The sequence below is a fragment of the Dyadobacter sediminis genome, from assembly GCF_005860765.1.
Taxonomy (GTDB): Bacteria; Bacteroidota; Bacteroidia; order Cytophagales; family Spirosomataceae; genus Dyadobacter; species Dyadobacter sediminis.
Map to the genome: position 1 here is coordinate 1,119,903 of NZ_VCEI01000021.1, position 22,551 is coordinate 1,142,453.

At 43.9% G+C, this 22,551-nt stretch carries 24 protein-coding genes; 8 read left to right on the forward strand and 16 right to left on the reverse strand.

Translation table 11 applies throughout. The features are described from left to right. Positions 1–118: 118 nt before the first annotated feature. The 11 genes from FEM55_RS11865 to apaG all read right to left on the reverse strand — a co-directional run bounded on the left by FEM55_RS11865 (position 119) and on the right by apaG (position 9,917). Positions 119–487: an Hpt domain-containing protein gene (locus tag FEM55_RS11865; protein ID WP_138281528.1), complete on the reverse strand. Its 369-nt coding sequence runs from the start codon at positions 485–487 to the stop codon at positions 119–121. Positions 488–606: 119 nt separating this feature from the next. Beyond that, a complete protein-coding gene (locus tag FEM55_RS11870) occupies positions 607–1,626 on the reverse strand; it encodes an MlaD family protein (protein WP_138281529.1) in 1,020 nt (339 codons plus the stop codon). A 3-nt stretch (positions 1,627–1,629) separates the two neighbouring features. Beyond that, complete coding sequence (locus FEM55_RS11875) at positions 1,630–2,394, reverse strand: ABC transporter ATP-binding protein (protein ID WP_138281530.1); 765 nt, start codon at positions 2,392–2,394, stop codon at positions 1,630–1,632. A 1-nt stretch (position 2,395) separates the two neighbouring features. Then, complete coding sequence (locus tag FEM55_RS11880) at positions 2,396–3,184, reverse strand: MlaE family ABC transporter permease (protein WP_138281531.1); 789 nt, start codon at positions 3,182–3,184, stop codon at positions 2,396–2,398. A gap of 21 nt (positions 3,185–3,205) precedes the next feature. Further along, entirely contained in the window at positions 3,206–3,958 is a 753-nt protein-coding gene (locus tag FEM55_RS11885) for an EcsC family protein (protein WP_374756478.1), read from the reverse strand. Between the two features lie 140 nt (positions 3,959–4,098). Continuing rightward, complete coding sequence (locus tag FEM55_RS11890) at positions 4,099–5,160, reverse strand: endonuclease/exonuclease/phosphatase family protein (protein ID WP_138281532.1); 1,062 nt, start codon at positions 5,158–5,160, stop codon at positions 4,099–4,101. Between the two features lie 230 nt (positions 5,161–5,390). Further along, complete coding sequence (locus FEM55_RS11895; protein WP_138281533.1) at positions 5,391–6,428, reverse strand: glycoside hydrolase family 43 protein; 1,038 nt, start codon at positions 6,426–6,428, stop codon at positions 5,391–5,393. 57 nt (positions 6,429–6,485) lie between these two features. Further along, positions 6,486–7,631, reverse strand: coding sequence for a hypothetical protein (locus FEM55_RS11900; RefSeq protein WP_138281534.1), 1,146 nt, complete (start codon positions 7,629–7,631; stop codon positions 6,486–6,488). Further along, complete coding sequence (locus FEM55_RS11905; protein ID WP_138281535.1) at positions 7,628–8,596, reverse strand: DUF2157 domain-containing protein; 969 nt, start codon at positions 8,594–8,596, stop codon at positions 7,628–7,630. The genes FEM55_RS11900 and FEM55_RS11905 overlap by 4 nt, the downstream gene beginning before the upstream one ends. Positions 8,597–8,696: 100 nt before the next feature. After that, positions 8,697–9,512 carry an O-methyltransferase gene (locus tag FEM55_RS11910; protein ID WP_308420194.1) on the reverse strand — a complete coding sequence of 272 codons (816 nt, stop codon included), beginning with the start codon at positions 9,510–9,512 and terminating at the stop codon, positions 8,697–8,699. 18 nt (positions 9,513–9,530) lie between these two features. Next, on the reverse strand, positions 9,531–9,917 hold the full coding sequence (gene apaG / locus FEM55_RS11915; RefSeq protein ID WP_138281536.1) for a Co2+/Mg2+ efflux facilitator ApaG/CorD: 387 nt from the start codon (positions 9,915–9,917) through the stop codon (positions 9,531–9,533). Between the two features lie 150 nt (positions 9,918–10,067). Here apaG and ung point away from each other — a divergent pair, with 150 nt between their 5' ends. Further along, complete coding sequence (ung, locus tag FEM55_RS11920) at positions 10,068–10,733, forward strand: uracil-DNA glycosylase (RefSeq protein WP_138281537.1); 666 nt, start codon at positions 10,068–10,070, stop codon at positions 10,731–10,733. A 70-nt stretch (positions 10,734–10,803) separates the two neighbouring features. Here the strand turns inward: ung and FEM55_RS11925 are convergent, their stop codons facing one another. Then, positions 10,804–11,148: a Dabb family protein gene (locus tag FEM55_RS11925; protein ID WP_138281692.1), complete on the reverse strand. Its 345-nt coding sequence runs from the start codon at positions 11,146–11,148 to the stop codon at positions 10,804–10,806. A gap of 404 nt (positions 11,149–11,552) precedes the next feature. On the opposite strand from FEM55_RS11925, the gene FEM55_RS11930 reads away from it, so the two are divergent. Continuing rightward, positions 11,553–12,587 carry a zinc dependent phospholipase C family protein gene (locus FEM55_RS11930; protein WP_138281538.1) on the forward strand — a complete coding sequence of 345 codons (1,035 nt, stop codon included), beginning with the start codon at positions 11,553–11,555 and terminating at the stop codon, positions 12,585–12,587. 15 nt (positions 12,588–12,602) lie between these two features. On the opposite strand, the gene FEM55_RS11935 is transcribed toward FEM55_RS11930, so the two are convergent. From FEM55_RS11935 to ald, 4 genes are all read right to left on the reverse strand, one after another. After that, entirely contained in the window at positions 12,603–13,448 is an 846-nt protein-coding gene (locus tag FEM55_RS11935) for a sugar phosphate isomerase/epimerase family protein (protein ID WP_138281539.1), read from the reverse strand. A 56-nt stretch (positions 13,449–13,504) separates the two neighbouring features. After that, complete coding sequence (locus FEM55_RS11940; protein ID WP_138281540.1) at positions 13,505–14,026, reverse strand: DinB family protein; 522 nt, start codon at positions 14,024–14,026, stop codon at positions 13,505–13,507. Positions 14,027–14,089: 63 nt separating this feature from the next. Then, on the reverse strand, positions 14,090–15,847 hold the full coding sequence (locus FEM55_RS11945; protein WP_138281541.1) for a DEAD/DEAH box helicase: 1,758 nt from the start codon (positions 15,845–15,847) through the stop codon (positions 14,090–14,092). Positions 15,848–16,301: 454 nt separating this feature from the next. Next, positions 16,302–17,414, reverse strand: a complete 1,113-nt coding sequence (gene ald, locus FEM55_RS11950) for an alanine dehydrogenase (protein WP_138281542.1) — start codon at positions 17,412–17,414, stop codon at positions 16,302–16,304. A gap of 182 nt (positions 17,415–17,596) precedes the next feature. Here ald and FEM55_RS11955 point away from each other — a divergent pair, with 182 nt between their 5' ends. The 6 genes from FEM55_RS11955 to dapB all read left to right on the forward strand — a co-directional run bounded on the left by FEM55_RS11955 (position 17,597) and on the right by dapB (position 22,532). Continuing rightward, the gene (locus FEM55_RS11955) at positions 17,597–18,058 is read left to right on the forward strand and encodes an Lrp/AsnC family transcriptional regulator (protein ID WP_138281543.1); all 462 of its coding nucleotides are present in this window, start codon (positions 17,597–17,599) and stop codon (positions 18,056–18,058) included. A 76-nt stretch (positions 18,059–18,134) separates the two neighbouring features. Beyond that, entirely contained in the window at positions 18,135–19,157 is a 1,023-nt protein-coding gene (locus FEM55_RS11960; RefSeq protein WP_138281544.1) for an SPASM domain-containing protein, read from the forward strand. Between the two features lie 164 nt (positions 19,158–19,321). After that, positions 19,322–20,119, forward strand: coding sequence for a ParA family protein (locus FEM55_RS11965; RefSeq protein ID WP_138281545.1), 798 nt, complete (start codon positions 19,322–19,324; stop codon positions 20,117–20,119). A 27-nt stretch (positions 20,120–20,146) separates the two neighbouring features. Next, a complete protein-coding gene (locus FEM55_RS11970) occupies positions 20,147–21,064 on the forward strand; it encodes a ParB/RepB/Spo0J family partition protein (RefSeq protein WP_138281546.1) in 918 nt (305 codons plus the stop codon). 27 nt (positions 21,065–21,091) lie between these two features. Further along, positions 21,092–21,781: a DUF5683 domain-containing protein gene (locus tag FEM55_RS11975; protein ID WP_229209212.1), complete on the forward strand. Its 690-nt coding sequence runs from the start codon at positions 21,092–21,094 to the stop codon at positions 21,779–21,781. Between the two features lie 31 nt (positions 21,782–21,812). Beyond that, positions 21,813–22,532, forward strand: a complete 720-nt coding sequence (gene dapB / locus FEM55_RS11980; protein WP_138281548.1) for a 4-hydroxy-tetrahydrodipicolinate reductase — start codon at positions 21,813–21,815, stop codon at positions 22,530–22,532. Positions 22,533–22,551 lie beyond the last annotated feature (19 nt).

The following is a 22,551-nucleotide window of genomic DNA, read 5'->3' on the forward strand; positions in this document are numbered from 1 at the left end:
AAAAATAACGGCAATCACCAGAATTCAGCAAAAAACATTATTCTTTAAATTTTACTTCTTTGTAACATTTATCTCTTTCCTAAAAGCCAGTTGCTAACAGCTAACAGCCAATAGCCAATTAATAGTTTTTCAGCCTTTCGGATTCTTCTTCCAGAATCGGAATCAGCTGATTCAGTTCATCGGAAATTGTCAGGTACATATTCATCAGATTTTCCGGCTCTTCGTTATCCTTGATTGCCTTTTCAAGCACTTCCACTTTCGGACGGATCCAGGTAAGACCGGCCATGGTAAAAGACGGCTTCAGACCGTGAACGATACTCGCCGATTCCTTCCAGTCTTCCTTGTCCAGCGCTTCGTGCAATGCATTCCAGCGCGGGACAGAATCACTGAGAAAAGCATCAAAAATCATATGCAGAATAACAGGATCTTCTCCATACGCTTTATCAATGTAGTTCAAGTCCAGAGCAGGATTAAGTTGCAGTGCCATATCTTCCAGTTATAGGTGTTTCAGATGTTTAACAAGTTACAAATTATGGTTTGTTAAAGCTTATGAAATTATTTGACTTATCATGTAAAATACACAACTATTTTTACAAAGATATCAAATTACTGGACATTCTGCGCTTTTTCTTCGGTTGGTGCCGTTTCCTGCTGTTTGGCCTGTTCTTTGTCTTTTTTCTTGAAATAACGTCTGAAAAGAAAGTTGGATCTTAATGCCTGCATATTTTCATCCAGCTTTTCCGTACTGCTTTCCAGATTTTGCAATGTGCCTTTCAGGTTGGATGCTGTTGCTTCATCGTGCAGCAGCACACCAATCGGGCTCGTTGTATTCGAGTTGATATCTGCGCTGGCCGTTTTCAGGTTAGTAACCATTTCATTCGCCGAAGAAACTGTTTCGTTCAGTCTGCCGACCGTCATTCTCAGATCGCGCATGATGACCGTATCCGTTGCGAAGTCGTTGGCCAATCCGCCTTTCTGGTTCAGTTTGTCAGTAAACCCCGAAAGCGATGCCGTCATGGTCGAAGCATTTTGCGATGCCTTTTTCAACAGGGTTAAAGTCTGGTCTACGTCTTTATAAAGACTTTCGTCGTTCAGAAGCATCCCGACTGTTCCTTTTCCTTCCAGGATATTCTTGCTGATCGTTTTGAATGCACTTGTAATCCCGAGCAGATTTTTATTGTTTTCGGAGAGTACAGCCAGCATTTCTTCGGTACTTTCAATTTTTTCAACAGCCAGTACATCGCCGTCTTCAATGGAAGGCACTTTCTGCGTTCCGCCATACAGCACCACAATTTTATTCCCGATCAGACCATCCGTACTGATTTTGGCCTTGGCATTTTTACGGATGAATTCCTGCGATTTTTCCTCGATGTTCATGATCACTTCCACTTTGGAATTCTGAAGAAACCGGATGGATTTCACCGTTCCGATTTTTACACCCGAATACCAGATGTTGTTTCCTTTCTGAAGACCGTTTACGTCATCAAAAATGGTTTTGACCGTAATGGTTGTAGAAAATGCTTTTTTCATGCTCCCGATCGTAAGTATACCTACTACAAAAATCAAAATGCCGATGATGACAAAAAGACCAACTGTTATAGAGCGTTTTCTGCTTGATGTTTCCATTATTTATTGAATAAAATTATAGTCGTAAAAACTTTTGATTCTTTCTTCATTGGTATCAAATACTTCCTCAAATGTGCCCTGCTTCAGGAATATGCCGTCGAGCAGCATGGCAATACGGTCGCCGGTTGTCCTTGCACACGTCAGATCATGCGTGATGATGATGGAGGTCGTGTGGTATTTTTCCTTTACTTCATTGATAAGTTCGTTGATTTCCAGACACGTAATCGGATCAAGTCCTGCGGTGGGTTCATCATAAAGCATGATTTCCGGTTTCAGGATCAGTGTCCTTGCAATCCCGATCCTTTTGCGCTGCCCGCCGGAAAGCTCGGAAGGAACCTGATTGATGGTCTGAAGCAGCCCGACAGCATCCAGTACATATTCCACCTGTTCGTTAATTTCGGCTCTGCTCAGGTTGGCAACATTGCGTACAAGCGGAAATTCCAGATTCTCGCGAACTGTCATACTATCGTAGAGCGCACTGTTCTGGAACGAAAACCCGATTTTCAGCCGCAAGTCACGAAGTTCATTTTCATTGAGCGTTGAAACTTCATTTCCCAGTACATTGCAAACTCCTTTATCCTGTCGGAGCAAGCCGGCAATGATTTTGATCAAAACCGATTTTCCTGTTCCCGAACGGCCAAGGACAACGACATTTTCACCTCTGCTGATTTTCAGGTTCACACCCCGGAGTACATGAAGGTCTCCGAATGATTTATAAAGATCTTGTATATCAATAACCGTATCGGTGTCTAAGCGGGTTTCTGCCATTTTATATCCTGAAATAATTCGATACCTGAACAATAATAACTTCCTCGATAAAAATCAGGAACATGGAAATGACCACCGCTGAATTGGCTGCTTTTCCGACGCCTTCCGTTCCTTTGTTGGCGTTATATCCCTGATAGCAGCCTACAATACCGATTGTAAATCCGTATGCAACTGCTTTCGCGACTGAAGTCCCCACATCGAGAAAAGTAATCTGCTCGAATGCGTTCTCAAAAAATGCAATAAAACTTGTGCCTTCATTCAGGTACACGTTTAGAAATGCGCCCATGAGGCTGACCATTGTACAGTAAAACATCAGGATCGGAATCGAAATCGTGGAAGCCAGCACGCGGGTAACCACCAGAAACTTGAACGGGTTTACCGCAGAGACTTCCATAGCGTCAATCTGTTCGGTCACGCGCATGGAGCCAAGTTCGGCACCGATACTGGAACCGATTTTTCCTGCACTGATCAGTGCGGTAACGAGAGCGGCCAGAGCCCGCACAATCGCGATGGCTACCAGCGAAGGAAGCCACGAAGTAGCGCCAAATTCAGCCAGAGACGGACGGGACTGTTTGGTAAACACCATTCCGGTAATAAATCCCGTCATCCCGATCAGCAACAGCGACTTGTTCCCAATGGCATAGCATTGTTTTATAATTTCCTGAAATTCCATTCTTCCCCGAAAAGCTTCACGGAAAAAACGGATAAAAAAAGAATAACCGTTGTAAACTGCCAGTAAGGCCGAATCTATTTTTTTGGTGTAAACGTGTTCCTTTTGCTTGGCGCTCATTCAGATAAAATGCAAGGTGGATTAACTTGTAACTGCTAGTAATGTATTCTTTTCTTCAAACCATCGCATCCGGTAGGCGTTCATGGCTGTTTTTCCCAACTGATCGAGCAGGCGGTAATTAACGACCAGGCCAACGGCGGCTCCGATGCCGGGTATCAGCTGCGCCAGTTTGGCGAGATCAATATAATCCCGGTATTCCTGCTGAAAGGTCTTCCAGTCGAACTGATTGATATCTTCAGGCAGTTCTTTGCATTTTACATGCCACTGAATAATCTGCTGAAAAACATGCTGGCGTTGTTTCTGGCTTGAGAAAGTAAGCTGAAAGACGTGAAGTATAAAAAGTCGTTCCCGATAGTCATCCACCGGATAACCATACAGGGCTGCGATTTCAAATAAAAGTTTCAGTTTGATGCCCAGTAGAATCGGAAATTCGGCCAGTGCAAGCCAGAAACCGCCGGCTCCGGTAATGCCTCCTTCCGCGGCGCCTGCTTTTTTGTAGAATTCAATCCTTTTTCTGACTGCAATTTCGGTTTCTTCTATCGAGCTTTTTGGCAAAGGCATGGAAGTCGTAAATTCCGCACCTGTAAGCACAGCGCGTGTCATCTGTTTGATGGAAGCCGTTATGGCCTCATGCACTTTATCGGGAATGATGTTGTTCAGCTTATCCTGAACTTTCTTGGAAGTCCGGTCAATGAAGTTGGGCCGCTTCTGCATCTTCTGCTGCCACCTGACCAGTTCAGATTGTATCTTTTCTTCATATGTAAGGATTTGCATACCGGTAAAAGGACAATTTCGGATAGAACAGAAATACGCGTTTTTGACACTTACTCCTGTTTAGCAAAAATCATTCCAATAAATGGCAGCCCTGAAAACAGGCTGGCCAGGCTCCGGTATGCATCCGGAAGCAGTCTGGATCAATTGGTTTTTTTATGGATTTTTTCTTCCGCCAGTTTGATTTCATCCGCGTCTGGTTCAGGCTCTTCCTGCTGCAAATGTGCAATGGCTTCATACTGCAGGCTGATCAGAATAGGAAAATGATCGGAAGAAAAATTTTCAAGCCGCTTCAGGCGGCGCAGCTTGAAGTCTGTAGAACAAAATACATGATCGAGCGGGAAGCGCAGAATCGGATGCTGTGCATGGAATGTATTGTAAAAACCTCTTCCTTTTCTCGGGTCAAGCAGGCCGCTGATTTTGGTAAAGAGTTTGGTTGTATAGGACCATGCCACGTCGTTGAGGTCACCGACCACGATGGTTGCCAAGTTATTTTCCTTTACTTCTTTGGCGACCATCAGCAGTTCCTTGTCCCTTTCGGTGGAATACAGGTTTTCGCCCGGGACCGGCGGAGTAGGGTGCACGCAGTACAAGCGTATGGTCTTGCCGGATGGAAGCTGCACTTTTGCTTTAATGGAAGGTATTTCAGGATCAACAAGGTATCTTACTTCGGCATCGATTAGTTTCAGTTTGGAATACAGCAGCATGCCATATGTATTTTCCAGCGGCACCAGAACCTGATGCGGATATTTTTCTTTCAGGGTTTCGGTTCCTTTGAACCAGAAGTTGTCGGTTTCCAGCAGCAAAATAATGTCCGGATCATATTTATGGAGCAGCTTCATGCAGCCGGCCGTATTTTTATTATCCTGAAAAACGTTGGAAGAAATGATGCTCAGTGAATTGTCATCATCCTTTTTCGTAGCCCTGATCAGCGCTGACTTGGCCAGAAATGTAAATGGCAGAATCTGAAATAAAAGATAGAACGCATTCACAACGATCAGACTTGTAAATACAATTTCGTACGTTGATGAAACGGAAAAGAACGAAACGTAAAGCGCAAGAATGATTAAATTGAGAAAAAGCTTCTGAATCCTCGGATACTCAAAAACCCTGAATGCCCAATAGTCATTCCGGATAAGCGGTATAACAGAAAACAAAATGACCAGTGCGCCTGAAACTTCCAGGATCCATTTTAAAGCATTCATTGTAGCGGAAAAGCTATAAACACAAACAAATAAGTTCTTACAATATCGTTCTTAAATGAAAATTAAAAAATCATTTGGTCATAAACCGGCGAAAACAGGCTCTGAACAATCCGGAAAACAGAAAAATTAATTTAAACGCTGACCGCTATATGTAAGTAATTCGAAACATATCCGTTAGCTGTCAAATTAGTAGTCAACGGATTGTCATGAAAAGCTATTATTGAGAAGCGCTAGTTAATACGCTGTTTTTTAACGCCCTTGGTTGTGATTTTAACCGGATTGATAAACCCTTTTTCATCAAAAGTCATTTCGTCAATGCATGTTTCCCGGTGATTGCCGTCGGTTTCAGTCAGCGGCCGTCTATGATAAACAATGTACCACTGGTCTTTACCCGGAATGTTTATAACGGAATGATGGCCGGCGCCGGTTGCCACTTTCGGGTCCTGCTGAAGAATTTTGTCCACACGCTTAAACGGTCCGAATGGGGAATCGGCAATGGCATAAGCTACGGAATAATTCGGGCCTGTCCAGCCGCCTTCTGACCACATGAAGTAATATTTCCCGTTTCTGATGAACATGAACGGGCCTTCAACATAACTCTCCGGCGTTATTTCCCGGAATATGGAACCGTCTTCAAAAGGAATAAAACCGGTAAAGTCATTGTTCAGTTTGGCGACATTGCAGTGTTTCCAGCCGCCATAAAAAAGATAGTACTGACCATCCTTGTCCTTGAAAACGAACTGGTCAATAGGCTGTGCCTTGTTATGGAACTTGTCGATCAGAGGTTTTCCCAGCAGGTCTTTGAACGGACCTTCGGGTTTGTCGGCTACGGCAACACCGATTCCACCGGTTTCATTATCGCTCTGAATGTCATTAGCGCCAAAAAAGAAGTAGTATTTTCCTTCTTTTTCAATGATGGAAGGAGCCCACATGGCTTTTTTAGCCCATTTTACAGAACTTGTATCCAGTATAGCCTCATGTTTTTTCCACGTAACAAGGTCTTTGGAAGAAAAAGCGTCAAAAAAGACCTGCTTTTCATAAGGTGCGGAATAAGTCGGGTAAATCCAGTAAGTCTTGTTGAAAATAATGCCTTCGGGATCAGCATACCAGCCGGGGAACACCGGATTGCCGACCACCGGACTGCCGGCCACCGGATTGCCGACCACCGGACTGCCGGCCACCGGACTGCCGGACGTTTTACCGGTGGATTGTGCAAATGAATGAATTCCTGAGATACAAAGGAGAAGAATAAGGAAGTGTTTTTTCATCAGTTGATTTTCGGAAAAGGTATTGTAACATGTAAATATCTCAATTTTTGTCAGAAATCAGTATACTTCACCTGCGCCTCCGCCGCCAAAGTTTCCGCCTCCGAAATTAATGCCTTTTGTTTCAGGATCTTGTCCCAGGGTTTGTGCAATTAAAATTGATTTCAGCTCATCCGGTATATTTCTCTTTTCCGGCTCATCACTGATTCCAAGTTTTGGCCTATGCAGATAGCGTATCAGCGCAGCCGAAAACAGAATAAGAGCCAGTCCGCTCACAAAAATATGTTGGGCTGTTGTGAAAGGGCTGAAATAATATCCAAACGAAACCATGGAAAAAGCCATTGCCAGCAAGCCGGTATTCAGCAAAATCCGGTCTTTTTTACGCACACCCGTTACTATGTAGGCAAATGGAATCACGATTGTAAACAGGTAAAAAACCGGCGCAAATGGAATTTGCAGGGAAATAGGCCGGACGGAATTATTCAGCAAAGCATTTCCTTCACGAACGATAAGGTAATTTCCGCCAAGGTAAAAAGCCGCAAATGACAGTATTTCAATGATCTTACAACAGTCTGCATAGTAAATGCCTGTGTTTTTTCTGACTGCAAAATAAATGCATGCAGCCATCAGCATAACAGCAAAAGGCAAAATGAGAGTACCGGCTGAAAAGTTCATCAGGAAATTTGCCAGCGTAACAAACAACGCCAAAAAGGAACCCGCGGCGGTTAAAATATCCGCATAACGTATGGTCGCAATGGACAACAGAATGAAAAGAACAAGTGAATATTGCCAGATTTTCAGGTCATTAAAAAGCAAAAACAAAGGCACAAAAAGCAATGCAATGCTTATGTATAACAAGGCATTGTCAACACCGGAATGAAAGAATTTTAATAATTTAATCTGACGTTCCAGAAAAAAGATAAAGAATCCGGCAAAAAGAAAACTGATCATTGCAAAACCGCGATCGGTTATATTGCTGTCGGTCAGAAAAATGGAAATAAATCCCATAAAAAAGGCAGAAGCAATAATTGCAAAAAGGAAAAGTCCAATCTTGACAAAGAAATTAGGCCTGTAAAAATGCGTCTGATATTGAGCTTTGATCGCTTCCAGTTGCGGTTTGTCAAGCAGGTTTTTAGAAGCCCAGTCGGTTGCCCGGCGCTGAACTTCAATATTTTTGATCCAGTTCAGATTGTATGGTTTTTTCATCTTGCTGTTCCGAGGATTTTCTTGAAATTCAGCAGAAAATAAATGACCCCGATGCTGGAAACAGTAAGATAAACGGTCATTAATGAAAAGTACGCATTTTCGCTTATTCTGAAAAAGATGAGGTAAGTAACAGTTATATAAGCATATATGATTCCAATCAGCAGAAAGATATGCGATTGTTTCCGACGTGCATTCAGAACAAAAAACAAGCAAAAAGCAAGGCTTAAAACGGCGTAAGCTACTTTGTACGGCTGATTGATCAAACCTGAAATTGCAGCCAGCGCAGCCAGATTTCCGCCTAGGAAAATGTAGGTAGATGAAAAGTGTTTTTTAATACTTAACCTTTCTGACAGCCAGCCTGTAACCGTCAGCAAAGTGCCCAGTATAATTGCTGAATTCAGGATTTTCAGGTCAGTCAGATTATTTCCGTACACAACGGAGAGCGGCGCAATGGTAAGCCCGAGCCATGAAGCAAGTCCGGTAATGGCCATGGAAAGCACGCCGCGGTGATCAAACCGGTACGCGCATACAAAGAACAAAATAGTCGGGATGATGACCGCAATGCCATAGCGTGAACCAAACAATTCATACTGAAACTGCAGATAACCTTCCAGTGCAAGAAAACTGACGCAGCCAAGCAATAAGATATATTCCTGTAACTTGTTGGAATTCAGTATTTCATCATGACTGTACGGATGACTTTTCTGATACGCATAATAAAAGCAGGCGGCTGTGAGCAATGCAATGGCAGCAATCATCGCCTGATGTCCGATGGAATCGATGTTTTCATAAATAATCATCCCAAGCCCGGAATTAAAAAGCAGGATGCCGGTGTACAGCATATACCGCAGTTCCCAATGCACGGAAAGAGGCTTTGCAGTTTCGTACTCCAAAATCAGGGAAGCGTGGCTTTCCGAAATGATTTTTTTACCGACCAGATCCCGAAGTATTGATTGTGTGTTCATACCAGCTTTTAGACGCAGAAAGTAAAAATAGTAACTTAAGCGTTTGCTGTCCAGCTTACTTGTCAAACCGCTGACATACCGTTCGATAAGTCTGGATCGGTCAGAAACGAAGTGTGAAATTTTCCTTAACCTGTTCTTTCCTGAAAAAAACCAGTCCGATCCAGAACAGATCAACCGTAATGGTTACTTGCGGATGCGCCTTGATGTATTCCCATGCACGCGTCATTTCCGGCGACCAGTAAATATCGTCAAAAATAAAAACCGATTCGTTTTGAATATACGGAAGGCATGTTTCGAAATAACGGACCGTGGGTTCAAACCGGTGATTGGCATCGAAATAAGCGAAATCCAGCTTTGTATTGGTTTCGGCAAGAAACTTGGGAAGCGTGGAATCAATGTTCCCGGTAATAATTTTAATGTTGTCCGCATTCATTCTATTAAAATGCTGACTAGCCAGTTTTGCCGTTTCCGGGCAGCCTTCAAACGTAAACATGCGCGATTCCGGCGCCGCTTTGGACATGTACAAAGTTGTAAGCCCTAATGAAGTTCCGAGTTCCAGCATGGTTGCCGGCTGAAATCTCCGGATAAGCCGGTTGAAAAGTTTTCCGAATTTTTCCGGCTTTTCTGCATTTTTTGCAATGGTTTTTACTTTACGGAGATTTGATTTGTTGATGCGCGAGCCGGCCCCAAGATCAAGGATTTCGATCTGACGATCGGATTTCAGAAGTTCTTTACGAAGCAACTTCAGGCTTTTATAGTCCGGATTGCGGTCTTTTTTGACTTTAATAACCTGTGTGTAAAGATCAAAAACAAAAGGTGAATGGATGGAATGTTCGTTTCCTGAATGGAACAGGTACCTGAAGTAAGCAGCAATCAATGGTGAAGCGTTTAAAAAAGCAGGAAAAAAGTCCTGCATGCGAAAAAACGGATAATGCTAGTTCATTCTGTAAGGAGCCACCAGCGAAAAAGCAGGAATAATTACACGAAACTGTCGTCCGTCGAGAACGCGTTCCATGAGATAAGTCCCGGCCATTTTGCCCATGTCGGTACGCAGATTGCAGCCGGATACATAATCATGGACATCGCCCGGTTCCAGGATCGGCTGCAGCCCGACAATGCCGGCTCCTTCCACTTCCCGGACGGTTCCGTTGGCGTCATAAATGAGCCAGTGCCGCCTTAACAGCTTGACTGTGTACTCACTATGATTTTCTATCAGAATTTTATAAGTAAAGACGTAATGATCTTGACCGGGATTGGAATAATCCGGTTGATATTCTGTTAAAACGGTGACTTTTACACCATCTGTCACTTTGGAAACCATATGGAATGAAGGTGTTTATGAATGTTGCAAAAGTAAGGAAGTGTTCAATAATAAAATTTCAGTTCTTCCACTCAAACGAAAATAGTCATCAAATGCTGATAAAACCAAAACAAAATCATATAATTTGGATATCAAATTAAAAACCACTTTATGGACGTAAAAATAGAGCAATCCTGGAAAGAAAGACTCGAACCGGAGTTTGAAAAACCTTACTTTACAAACCTTGTTGAATTTGTTAAGAACGAATATTCAACCAAACAGATATTTCCTCCTGCCAAACAAATTTTTAATGCATTCAATTACTGCAGTTTTGATGCGTGCAAGGTGGTGATTCTTGGCCAGGACCCGTATCATGGCGCCGGGCAGGCGCATGGACTTTGTTTCTCGGTGAATGAAGGGGTCAGAACGCCGCCGTCACTCGTCAATATTTTCAAGGAAATTCAGGACGACCTTGGCAAGCCGATTCCGAAATCAGGAAATCTGGAAAGATGGGCAAAGCAGGGTGTTCTGCTGCTCAATGCCACGCTGACGGTTCAAAGCGGACTTGCCGGTTCGCATCAGAACAAAGGCTGGGAAAAGTTTACAGACGCAGTTATCAAGTGTTTGTCAGACGAGAAAAACAATCTGGTATTTATGCTTTGGGGACGTTATGCACAAGATAAAGGCAGTATTATTGACGCTTCAAGACATTATATACTGAAATCAAAACATCCTTCGCCTATGTCGGCCAATGGCGGCGGCTGGTTTGGCAACCAGCATTTCAGCAAAGCCAACGCATATCTGGAAAGCAAAGGTCTCGAACCGATAAACTGGTGATCCGGCAAATAAAAAAAGAGTCGGGAAGCCCGGCTCTTTTTAAGAATTTCACTCCTATTACTTTCTTTGATTACTTTTCAATATTCGAATTCATTTCCAGCACATTAGCCCATTTGCCTTCATTTGCCTGTACAAATGCCTTATGGTCGGCATTGGAAGCATACTGCAATGCGCCTTCTTTGGTGCGGAACGTCAGGTAATGAATCACGTCAAACTGGTTTTCGTTTGCGCCCGATTTCTGAACATGGCCTGCGGAATAAGCAACCACATCATCTACTGCATTTTTCATGGATGCAAAATCACGCAAATGCTTGTCAATGGCTTCCGGCGTCGTGCCCGGCTTGAACTTGATACAGACTACGCGCTGTATTTCGGCAGGTTTATGCGGAACGTAAGCTCCGTAAATAACAAGCATGAACACGCACAAAGCGAAAACCGGTATTAAATATCCTATTGTTTTATTTTTTGGTTTCATTATCCTTTCAGTCAATTATATCAAATTATCTCTTTTAGGTTACAAAGATAACCAGATATTTATAAATTGCATTATTTGTATATATTATATAACATATTCTGATTTAAATTGGTATTAAAAAATAATATTCATGTCATTTATTAAATTATAGAATAATGTTCGGGGTGCTTTCTTCTTAGAAATTGCAGGGGAAAGATATCCGGGTTTTGGAAAAAGGAATTTTACCGATAGAAAGTGGAACAACAGGGGATTTATAGTAGCAAAAATCATATTGCGCGTTACTTTTTTTGCTGCAAGCGTCTAAACAGGTAAAATTCAGTTTTCCAGGCATATCAAAATTTTATATGGCACAACTTTGTGTCTTTCGTAAAAAAAAGTCGGATCATTTTCGGTCTTTTTCGAAATTCATTTCCTGTATGCAGCTTTTTATGCTGGTGGCGAGCATTGTTCAGGCGGCTGATGTAAAATGGGGATTCTGGGCGCATAAGCGGATTAACCGCATGGCAGTGTTCCGGCTTCCGGTTGAAATGCAGTACTTCTATAAAAAGAACATCGATTACCTTACTGAAAATGCAACAAACCCGGACAGAAGAAGGTACTCGGTTGTGGGAGAAGCGGAAAGGCATTACATTGATCTGGATGTATACGGCGACAGCGCAAGGTTAACTCTGCCAAAATACTGGAAGGATGCCGTACAGAAAATCGGTGAAGACAGCCTGCGAAAACATGGCATTGTACCGTGGTATATTCAGTCGGCTGCTTTTCAGCTGACGGAAGCATTTAAAGCACACGATCCAGCCAGAATTCTGAGAGTATCAGCGGATCTCGGCCATTACATTGCCGACGCGCATGTTCCTTTGCATACGACCAGAAACTACAACGGGCAGCTCAGCAATCAGGAAGGAATCCACGCATTCTGGGAATCGCGGCTTCCGGAACTGTTTGCAGAGGATTATGACATGTGGATCGGCGAACCGGTTTATCATACGGATATTGCAGAGCAAGTCTGGAAAACTGTAATGGCATCCAATACCGCCAGCGATTCTGTTTTTAAGTTTGAAAAGCAGTTGACTGTGGATTTTGAATCTTATAAAAAGTACAGTTACGAACTCAGGAACAATGTACTGACCAGATCCTATTCAAAGGAATTTTCAGAAAAATACCATCAGATGCTTGGCGGGCAAGTGGAGAGGCGCATGAAGGCATCTGTAAAAATGGTAGGCGATATCTGGTACAGCTGCTGGATCAATGCCGGCCAACCCGACTTAAAGAAAATGGCAGGATTTGTGCCGGATCAAAAAGTCAAAAATGAAGAATCCGCTGAACAGCAAAGCTGGTTTCAGCGGATTCTTCGGGTAAGGTCGGAAGGAGACGAGTAACAAATGTTACTGTTGCTACTTGGTCTTTTCGTAAGCCTGACGGAAATATTTGACACTTTCCGCTACTTCCGGGCCATTATTTTCCCAGTGATATTCGTATTCAACCGAAATCGGACCTTTGAATTTCTGGCGTTTCATTTCTGCAATGACTGCATCCACTTTACTGTCGCCTTTTCCCCAGATCACATCGTGATACTTGCCGTCCGGAGAATCTTTCACAACGTCTTTGAAATGCATGCCCATAACATGCCCGTTCAGTTGTCTGAGGCATTCCACCGGATCCAGGCCCGATCGTACCCAATGGCCGATATCGGAGCACGAACCGATGAATTTGCTGTTTCCTGCATATTTCAGAACCGTATCAGGATGCCAGAAACGGGAAGGTTTCGGGTGATTGTGCAGTGCAACATTGATCTTGTATTTTTCAGCCATCGGAAGGATGTAGGCAAACTGTTCCGGATTCGGCTCGGTATCTATGTTCAGGATTCCCATATCCTTTGCAAATTCAAAGAGCTGTTCCCATTCCGCTTTGTCCTTTCCATTGACCACACCGAAAGCAGTCATTGTAATGCCATGCTTTTTCAGCAGATTTTTTACTTCCTGCCGTTTCTGAGCATTCATCTTGAAATCCATGGTTCCTTCCAGATTGCCGCCCAGCTTTTGTCCCGGAAAAGCTTCCACGTATTTCAGGCCGCAGCTGTCAATTTTTTTCAGAGCTTCATCAAAAGTAAACAACCGGAAAGTATACGATTGAGCACCCAGTTTCCAGCCGGCCTTGTCTTCGGGATTTTTCTGTGCCCGTACTGTCAGACTGCAAAGTGCAAGCAGACAAAGCATGCAGCTTTTTTTAAAGTTTTGCATAAAACGCGTTTTAACAATTAAGAAATTTTTCAAAAAAGATAAACAGTCGTTTTGATCTACTCCTTTGCAGAAATTAATATCCGCGCAGTTACCAAAAGCTGGCCCAGATGCCGTTGCGTATGTTCGGCAGCATGAAACAGAAGGCCCAGATGCGTTGAAGGAATTCCTGCGCGTCCGACGTAACGCACTTCTTTCAAAGTACTTTCGTCGGTTTGCTTTAATTGCTGCATCACGGACAAAAGCCTGTCATCCAAAATCCTAAGAAGATCCGCTGCAGTACAGCCCGGAAAGGGCGGGCTTCCTTCTGCCTTCAGATAGGCAAGCTGGTTTTCCAGGAGCGATTCGCCTCTTGCATAGGTAAAAAGCCGGTCCAGAACACCCGCCATATGCTGAAGATGAAATCCGGCAGAAGCTACGCCTGCCGGTTGTTCCCAAAGCAGTTCGTCAGGAAAATCCTGAACCAGAGCTGTAATTTCTTCCTGTGCCTGAAGTAGAGCATGTGCAACCGGCTGCAACAGATCCGGAATACCTGCAAGCGGTCCGCGAAGCCATACTTCCGGTTTTTCATTGTTTTTCATGCCGAAAAGTAACAAAAAAAGGGACTTTTTTACAAGTCCCTTTTTTGCTGATGATTGTGTTGATTATTGTTTTGCAATATCAATCTGAACCGGTTTTCCTTTAATCGTATTTCCATCCATTGCTCTCAGGACCGCACGTGCATCGCGTTCCGGAACGTCAACAAAGGTAAATTTGTCATAAATGTCGATGGCACCGATGGTTTTTCCCGGAATGTTAGCTTCGCCTGCAATGGCACCAACAATATCTTTTGGCAAAATGTGATCTTTACGTCCAAGGCTCAGGAACAAGCGGGTCATGCCGGCTTCCGGTGTACCGCTACGTCTTGAATCTCCGTCACGGCCGCCTTCGGACCTGCGTGATGATGGTGCATAACGATCATTTTCACGACGGTCACCGCTTCTTTCAAACCGGCTTCCTGACGAACGGCGGTCAAATCTGTCACCGCTGCCTTCACGACGGCCGTCTCTGTCGCTGCGTCTTTCTTCCCATGCCAGGTTGCTGTCAGCATATTCATTTTTCTGAACACCCATGATCTGCTTGGCAAGTGCGGCTACAACCTGTTCGGTCGAGAAACCACTGTGATGAAGCATTTCCAGCACATCATTATACAGATTCAGATCATCGCCTTCTTTGATAGAATTGGAAATGGACTCTACAAAGCGTGCTTTACGGACACCTACGATATCTTCGTAAGAAGGAATGACACCTTTTTCAATTTTAACTTTGGTATATCCTTCAATGGATTTAAGACGATATTTCTCATCTCTTGCAACAAGGGAAAATGCTTTCCCGGACATTCCGGCACGACCTGTACGGCCGATACGGTGAACATAATATTCTTCATCCAGCGGAATGTCGTAATTGATCACGCCATCCAGGCCGCTAACGTCAATACCGCGGGCTGCAACGTCCGTAGCAACAAGAATCGTTGTTACACCTGCCTTGAATTTGCTCATTACATTGCTGCGTTGCTGCTGGCGCAAATCGCCGTGAATCCCTTCGGAAGCATAACCTCTCAACTGAAGATCTTCAACGATTTCATCCACCTTGCGTTTGGTATTGCAAAAAACAAGCAGTGATTTAAGATGATACATATCGATCAGCCGGGTCATTACTTCAACTTTAGCCTGCGGTTTTACTTCAAAATAAACCTGTTCAATATTCTGGTTTGTCAGCTCGTTACGTACCACTTTGATCAGGATCGGATCATTCAGGAAACGTTTTGTGATGGACATGATCGGCTTGGACATCGTTGCAGAAAACAGGATTGTCTGACGATCCTCCGGCATGTCGGCCAGAATACTTTCAATATCTTCCCGGAAGCCCATATCAAGCATTTCATCCGCTTCATCCAGAACCATCATGCGTACTTCGTCGAATTTCAACGTTTTACGTTCCATATGGTCCATAACACGGCCGGGAGTTCCCACTACAATATGGACTCCTTTTTTCAGGGAGCGTATCTGACGGTCAATAGAATCGCCACCGTAAATCGCTTCAATTTTAAGTCCTCTCTGGTATTTGGCAAGTCTTCCTATTTCTTCTGAAACCTGAACGGCAAGTTCGCGGGTCGGGCAAAGAACAAGAGCTTGTACTGCATTGCTGGTTATATCAATTCTTTCCAGAACAGGAATTCCGAATGCAGCAGTCTTACCGGTTCCGGTCTGGGCTTGTCCAATTACGTCGGAGCCTTGCATTACTGCAGGGATTCCCTGTGCCTGAATGGGAGAGGGTTTTTCAAAACCCATTTCATTTAAGGCTTTCAGGATGTTTTCTGAGAGACCAAGCTCTGAGAAAGTTTCAAAATTTTCAGTTGTCATTATATGTATTTTATTATAAAATGCTAGATGTAAAAAAGGTGCAAAGTATTACTTCGCATGAAATTCCGGTTCCCATTTCCGGAACAGCTATCCATATCGGATCAACAACTTGCCAACGACCTGTACGGACCAAAAATGGTCGTATAGCCAGAATCATTCAGCAAAATATCAACTAATTCAAAAGGGGATTGCGCAAAGCCCACCACAAACCATCCGTGGGGTCCTGCATGAGAACGGTGATGCCAACCAGGTAATTTTTAAGGTCGGAGCGAATTATTAAGTGCTAAACCGTGTAAGAAGCAGAGAAGCGAACGGATGTTCGTTCAAATTTTATGCAAAAGTAAGAATATAATTTGAAATTACAATAACGATGCGTAATTAATTGTAATATTTTTAGAAAAGCAAACCCTGCGGATAGTTGCATCCGCAGGGTTTTATCAGTCAGGTTTGTTTATTAAAAAATCTTTTCTACTTCGGTGTAAGGCAGGTTCCATGCTTCCGAAACACCTTTGAAAACAACCTGGCCATTTACAACATTCAGCCCTTTGCGAAGTTCTTCATTTCTGGAGCAGGCCGCTTTCCAGCCCAGATTGGCCAGTTGCAATGCATAAGGGAGCGTAGCGTTTGTTAATGCAAGGGTAGACGTATAAGGAACTGCTCCGGGCATATTGGCAACACAGTAATGTACAACGCCGTCTACTTCATAAATCGGGTGTTCATGCGTAGTGGCTTTGGACGTTTCAAAGCAGCCGCCCTGATCAATGGCCACATCGACCATAACGGTTCCGGGCTTCATCAATTTCAGCATATCGCGCGTAATCAGCGAAGGCGCTTTGGCACCGGGAATCAGCACACCGCCGATGATCAGGTTTGCACTTTTAACCAAATCACGGATATTGTACTCGTTGGACATCACGGTATCCACATTGGCAGGCATGATATCTTCCAGATAACGCAATCTTGGCAGACTGATATCCACGATCGTTACATTTGCTCCAAGTCCGGCCGCCATCTTAGCCGCCTGCGTGCCCACGATTCCACCGCCAAGAACAAGCACGTTGGCCGGTTTTACGCCTGCGACACCTCCCAGCAAAATGCCGAATCCACCCATTGGTTTTTCCAGATATTTGGCACCTTCCTGAACCGCCATTCTTCCTGCCACTTCACTCATCGGAACAAGCAGCGGAAGACTTCTGTCTGTTTTTTCAACGGTTTCGTAAGCAAGGCAAACTGCCTTCCGCTCAATCATGGCGTGTGTCAGCGGTTCGGATGAGGCAAAGTGGAAGTAAGTAAACAGCAGCTGGCCTTCTTTAATCAGCGCGTATTCGCTTTCAATCGGCTCTTTTACCTTGATAATCATTTCGGCAATGGCATAAACCTGCTCAATGGAAGGCAGGATTACGGCCCCGGCCGCCATGTATTCTTCATCCGAAAAACCGCTTCCTTTTCCGGCTTCCGTCTGAACATAAACCGTATGCTTGTTTTTCAGGAATTCCGTAACTCCGGCTGGCGTTACGGCTACACGGTTTTCATTATTTTTAATTTCTTTAGGTACGCCAATGATCATTGGAAACTGTATTTTTATAAGATTGGAAAGACTTTCGGGAGACTTGCAAAAGTACTTTTATTAAGAAAAAGATACTATGAAATACAAAAAGGACAGAAAAGAAAACTATTTTCATCCTTATATGGCATTATAATTTCTTCCATCAAGTAATTAATCCATATTCAGCCGATAAAAAATACTATATGCAGCCTGACCTTACGGACAGAAAAATTCTGGAACTTCTTCAGCAGAATGCACAAATGACCATCAAGGAAATTGCGGCACACATCAATCTCTCGGTCACGCCTGTTCATGAAAGGATCCGGAAGCTTGAAAAAGAAGGAATTATTGATAAATACGTGGGCTTGCTCAACCGGCGTAAACTTGGAAAAGCCTTGATCGTTTATTGTAACATAACGCTTGACAAACAGCGTAAAGAAAGTTTTGAGGATTTTAATGAAGCCATTGTCAAAATGAGCGAAGTGCTGGAATGTTCGATCGTATCGGGGAACTTTGATTACATGCTGAAAATCGTTGTGGAAGATGCGGAAGCTTACAATCAGTTTTACCAGCACAAACTTTCTGCGTTAAAAAGTGTGTTACACATCAGCAGTTATTTCGTAATTTCCGAGATCAAGTACACGACTGCCATTTCCGTTGTATAAGCAAGCGCAGCTTACGTTTTATTTTACATTGATAAACAGGCATATAGAGTCTAGCCATTTGCCAAAAGCCATATAAATGAATAAGAATTTCAAGGACGGCCTCAACCTGATGTCCAAAGTTACGCCGAAGCGGGCATGGAATGCAATCCAGATTTTAAGCAGTTATTTTTATTCAAAAGTCAGCGGAAATCCGGTTCACTGGGGAATGCCGATTGCCATTTCCTTTGAGCCGACCACTTCATGCAACCTTCGCTGTCCCGAATGTCCGAGCGGGTTGCGTTCGTTTACAAGGCCGACCGGCATGATGGAAGAAAAGCTGTACAAAAAAACTATAGACGAACTGGCCGAAACCCTGCTTTACCTTATTTTCTATTTTCAGGGAGAACCTTATTTACACCCGAAATTTTTTGAACTCGTACAGTATGCACATGAAAAAGGACTGTATACGGCTACATCCACCAATGCGCATTATCTGACGGATGAAAAAGCAAGAAAAACGGTAGAATCCGGTCTCGACCGTTTGATCATTTCCATAGACGGTACCACGCAGGATGTTTATCAGCAGTACCGCGTTGGAGGCAATCTGGAAAAAGTGCTCGAAGGCACCCGAAACATTATCAAATGGAAAAAGGAACTGCGTTCGAGCACGCCGCATGTCATATTCCAGTTTCTGGTTGTGAAGCCGAATGAACACCAGATCGAGGAAGTGAAAAAACTTGCAGAAGAACTTGGCGTAGATGAAGTCGGGCTGAAAACGGCACAGATTTACGACTACGAAGAAGGCTCGGAACTGATCCCGACTATTGAAAAATACTCGCGTTACCAAAAGCAGGAGTCGGGCCGGTATTCCATTAAAAACAAATTTGTGGACCATTGCTGGAAAATGTGGCATTCATGTGTCATCACATGGGACGGCGCGGTGGTTCCGTGCTGTTTTGACAAAGATGCCGAATACCAGCTCGGAGATATGAAAAGGCAGACTTTCCGGCAATTATGGAAAGGAAAGAAATACAAAGATTTCAGAGCTTCGCTGATCCGTTCCCGTTCGGAAATTGAAATGTGTAAAAATTGTACCGAAGGAACTCAGGTTTGGGCGTGAAACATTTCGCCATTTTGTAGCAGATTTATTTTTAATTAATAAATAATATAGTTTAAGTTGCTCTTAATCAAATAAGTGTATCCGTAAATAAAAACTCCGTGGAACATTTTTTGGTGAATTGCCCCGAATAATAGAAATTTGACCTTGGTAACTCAAATTAATACATGGGCAAAGTAATTGCAATTGCAAACCAAAAGGGAGGAGTAGGAAAAACAACCACTGCTATTAATCTGGCGGCAAGTCTGGCCGCACTTGAATTCCGTACATTGATTATTGATGCTGACCCGCAGGCCAATTCAACCTCCGGGCTGGGATTCAATCCGCAGGAAATGGAAAACAGCATTTACGAATGCATGGTGGAGCAGGCGAGGACGGCGGATATTATTCTGGAAACTGATTTTCCATACCTGAATCTGCTGCCGTCGCATATTGATCTGGTCGGTGCGGAAATTGAAATGATCAATCTGAAAAACCGGGAACAGCGCATGAAAGATGCGATTGCCGAAGTACGGGACGAATACGACTTTATCATAATAGACTGCTCGCCGTCACTGGGTTTGATCACGATCAACAGCCTTACAGCCGCTGATTCCGTTATCATACCCGTACAATGCGAATACTTTGCACTGGAAGGCCTTGGCAAGCTGCTGAATACCATTACTATCATTCAGTCACGCCTCAATACAAGCCTTATTATAGAAGGGATCCTGCTTACGATGTATGACCTTCGGCTGCGCTTGTCCAATCAGGTTGTAAATGAAGTTACGAGTCATTTTGAATCGCTTGTCTTTAACACCATCATACCGCGTAACGTAAGGATCAGCGAAGCGCCGAGCTATGGTATTCCTGTTATGGCGCAGGATGCCGACAGCAAAGGTGCGGTGAGCTATCTGAATCTTGCCCGGGAAATTCTCAGTAAAAATGGTTTGCTGTCTTCTGACAAACAGATTGGCGTAAACTGATAAATGATTTGAACAGCGAGAAAGAAGATGGAGAACAGCAGTAAGACCAAAAAAATGACCGGACTGGGAAGAGGCCTCGGGGCTTTACTTCAGGATTCGGAAAAAATCAGTGCGCCAAGAACCAATGCCCGGCTTTCGCCGACAGACGTCATCGGTTCGATGAACGAGATCGACGTCAGCCAGATTGAAGCAAACCCGTATCAGCCCCGGACCAAATTTGATCAGGAATCTCTGCAGGAACTTGCCGATTCCATTCGGGTGCAGGGCATCATTCAGCCAATTACGGTAAGGCAGCTGACGGATGACAGTTATCAGCTGATTTCGGGAGAAAGACGTCTGCAGGCTTCGAGACTGGTGGGAATGACTTCTATCCCTGCTTATATCAGAACAGCAAATGACCAGCAAATGCTGGAAATGGCACTTATCGAGAACATTCAGCGTGAAAACCTTAACTCGATAGAAATTGCCCTCAGCTATCAGCGCCTGATCCTGGAATGTAATCTTAAACAGGAAGAACTTGGCGTGCGCGTCGGTAAAAACCGTACAACGGTCAATAATTACATCCGTTTGCTGAAACTTCCGCCCGTTATTCAGGCTGCACTGCGCGACAACAAGATCAGCATGGGACATGCGCGTGCAATTATTACCATAAACAGCGATCAGAGTCAGTTAAAAATATTTAATAAAATTATTGAAGAAGGCTGGTCAGTGCGGAAAGTGGAAGATGAAGTCCGCAAACTGGGCATGATGAGCAGCATATCGTTTGCTGCCAAAAAACAGGCTACAATTAATCAGGAAATAAAGTCGTTACAATTTCAATTGTCTTCTTTTTTCGGAGCGAAAGTTTCTGTGAAAAGCAATAATGATCATAAAGGTGAAATCAAGATTCCTTTTACATCACAGGACGAGCTGAAAAAAATACTTGAAACACTGAAATTTAAATAGGACTTGAAAAACTGGTTTTTGCTTGGGATGTTCATATTCTTTTCCAGAACTATTATCGCGCAAACCACGCCGGCAGATACTGTTCGAGCTATAAAAAAGGGTTCGGCTTCCGGTGGAGACACCGTCCGCGCATCCGGCGATACCATCAAGGTCGCGCAGCAGGATTCCATCCGTCCCAAAAGCAAAAAGTTTATGCCCGTTCCCAAAACGGCCACTAGGCTTGCACTGATTCCCGGTGGCGGGCAGATTTACAATCGGGATTACTGGAAGCTTCCCATTGTATATATTGCATTCGGCGGCGGACTTTATGCCTATTATCTTAATTCCATAAAGTACAAGGATTATCTCGATACGTATAAATCCTTTTACGACCTGGATAAGAACAGCAAGAATTACGGAAATATAAAAACAGGACTTACACCGGATTCTACAAAGATTGTGCGAGTAAGAAACCTGCTGAATACCGAAAGTGAATATTTGCCTGCAACAAGGGACCAGGCGGCCAGAGGCAAGAATTACTGGCGCCGCAACAGAGGATTTGCGCTGATTGTTTCCGGGTTCATTTATTCACTTTCCATTATTGAAGCCAACGTGGCAGCACATTTGAAGACGTTTGATCTTTCAGACGATTTGTCATTGAGAATTGAACCCAAACTGAACCAGCCCGCCATGCGAACACCGACACCAGGCCTGCGCCTTGTTTTTAATGTAAAGTAACTATTACCGGTACCGAATAAATTTTTGATTGATGAGAATACTATTACTTGGATACGGCAAAATGGGCAGAACGATCGAGAAAATTGCACTGGAAAGAGGGCATACGATCGTTGGCAGAATAGACCTTGGCAACCGCGCGGAAATGGACGTGCTCAAAACAGCGGATGTAGACGCAGCCATTGAGTTCAGCTCGCCTGAAGCCGCGTTTGAAAATATAACCTATTGTCTTAAAAAAGGCTGGCCGGTTGTAAGCGGAACGACCGGCTGGCTGGAACACCGTGCAGAAATTGAAAGATTGTGCAAGGAACAGAACGGCGCATTCTTCTATGCATCCAATTACAGCATCGGCGTAAACCTGTTTTTCCGTCTGAACCGCCAGCTTGCACGCTTGATGAACGGACATGCATACCAGTCTTCCATGACCGAAATTCACCATATTCATAAACTGGACGCGCCAAGCGGAACGGCGATTACACTGGCCGAGGGAGTTATTGCTGAAACAGAATCACTGGACGGCTGGAAGCTGGCACCTGATGAAGAAGAAGGATATTTACAGATTACCTCGCTGCGGGAAGGAGAAGTTCCGGGAACGCACATTGTCCGTTACGAATCCGAAGTGGATACTATTGAGATAACGCATACGGCTAACAGCCGGGCCGGATTTGCATTGGGCGCCGTGGTATCAGCAGAATGGCTGCCGGGCAGGGAAGGGGTTTTCGGAATGGACGACCTTCTGAAGAATCTGGATTGAAAATCATAAACTATCAATA